Here is a 466-nt window from a genome sequence, read left to right as displayed (position 1 = left end):
ACACACCGCTTTTCATTTCTTGTTTACGGAGAAATGAAACAGTGTGTCGTTTCAATTTTCAGCTTGATCCAGATTTTTAAAGAGCAAAACTTCGCAGTGAACCTTTTCAGGTACACTCTGAAGTTTTCTTGTTTTTTTGCAGTAAGGGATGGTGGAGCTATGCGGGATCGAACCGCAGACCTCCTGCGTGCAAAGCAGGCGCTCTCCCAGCTGAGCTATAGCCCCATCGTAGTTAAATCTCGTTTAACCTTAATTTCTGTTGAGGCAAGGCGTGGTGACGCGAAGCATACTGAAGTATGTGAGCATCGCCGCAACGCAGCATCAGCAGAAATTTGGTAGGCCTGAGTGGACTTGAACCACCGACCTCACCCTTATCAGGGGTGCGCTCTAACCACCTGAGCTACAAGCCTGCAGAGATTTTCTTACTGCTAATTTTCATCAGACAATCTGTGTGAGCACTACAAAG

The 466-nt window shown here is 46.6% G+C and carries 2 tRNA genes; both read right to left on the bottom strand.

From position 1 onward, the window contains the following. Nucleotides 1-149: 149 nt before the first annotated feature. Nucleotides 150-225: transfer RNA gene (locus B9P82_RS28145), tRNA-Ala, on the bottom strand. A 108-nt stretch (nucleotides 226-333) separates the two neighbouring features. Beyond that, a tRNA-Ile gene (locus B9P82_RS28140) sits at nucleotides 334-410 on the bottom strand. Between the last annotated feature and the right edge of the window lie 56 nt (nucleotides 411-466).

The organism is Citrobacter sp. L55, assembly GCF_002850715.1.
Lineage (GTDB): Bacteria > Pseudomonadota > Gammaproteobacteria > Enterobacterales > Enterobacteriaceae > Citrobacter > Citrobacter braakii.
Note: the sequence above shows the minus strand (reverse complement) of the source record. Positions and strands in the feature narration are given on the sequence as shown.